We start from the raw sequence: 1,148 nt of genomic DNA, 5'->3' as shown, positions 1-1,148 counted from the left end.
CGCTGCAACTATGGCCTCTATGGCGAACAGCTCAGCGGCACAGCATTCACCGCCAACCCGCCCGAGCGGACGTGGTGCTATCGCATTCGCCCGTCAGTCAAGCATTCGCATCGCTATGAGAAAATCGACCTGCCCTACTGGAAGTCCGCGCCCTGTATCGACCCGGATGTGATCAGTCTGGGCCAGTATCGCTGGGACCCGGTTCCGCATTCTGACGCCCCTTTGACCTGGCTGACCGGAATGCGCAGCATGACGACGGCAGGGGATGTGAACACGCAGGTCGGCATGGCCAGCCATGTCTATCTGGTCACCGAGTCGATGGTGGATGACTATTTCTTCTCGGCCGATTCCGAGCTGCTGGTGGTGCCACAAGACGGCCGCCTGCGCTTTGTGACCGAGCTGGGGATCATTGATCTGGAGCCACAGGAAATCGCGATCCTGCCGCGCGGGTTGCTCTACCGTGTTGAAGTGCTGGAAGGTCCGGCGCGCGGATTTGTCTGTGAGAATTACGGGCAGAAATTCGAACTGCCGGGCCGCGGACCGATCGGTGCCAATTGCATGGCCAATCCGCGCGACTTCAAAGCACCTGTCGCGGCATTCGAGGACCGAGAGGTGCCTTCGACCGTGACGATCAAATGGTGCGGGCAGTTCCACGTCACTCAGATCGGTCATAGCCCGCTGGACGTGGTGGCCTGGCACGGCAACTATGCGCCCTACAAATATGACCTTCGCACCTATTGCCCGGTCGGCGCAATCTTGTTCGACCACCCGGATCCATCGATTTTTACCGTCCTGACAGCGCCTTCGGGCCAGCCAGGTACAGCCAATATCGACTTCGTCCTGTTCCGCGAGCGTTGGATGGTGGCCGAAGACACCTTCCGCCCGCCATGGTACCACAAGAACATCATGTCCGAGCTGATGGGCAATATCTACGGCCAGTATGACGCCAAACCTCAGGGCTTTGTTCCGGGCGGCATGAGCCTGCACAACATGATGATCCCGCATGGTCCGGATCGCGAAGCGTTCGAAAAAGCCTCAAACGCCAATCTGGGGCCGGACAAGCTGGATCACACCATGTCCTTCATGTTCGAAACCCGCTTCCCACAGCATCTGACCGCCTTCGCCGCAACCGAGGCCCCCTTGCAGGA

The 1,148-nt window shown here is 59.6% G+C and carries 1 protein-coding gene; it reads left to right on the top strand.

Going from position 1 to position 1,148, the window contains the following annotated elements; genetic code table 11:
- The coding region (hmgA, locus tag ACR0I8_RS22060) for a homogentisate 1,2-dioxygenase (protein WP_480703659.1) at positions 1 to 1,148 on the top strand (1,148 nt) is incomplete at both ends.

Source organism: Ruegeria sp. BG9 (assembly GCF_056538305.1).
Note: the sequence above shows the minus strand (reverse complement) of the source record. Positions and strands in the feature narration are given on the sequence as shown.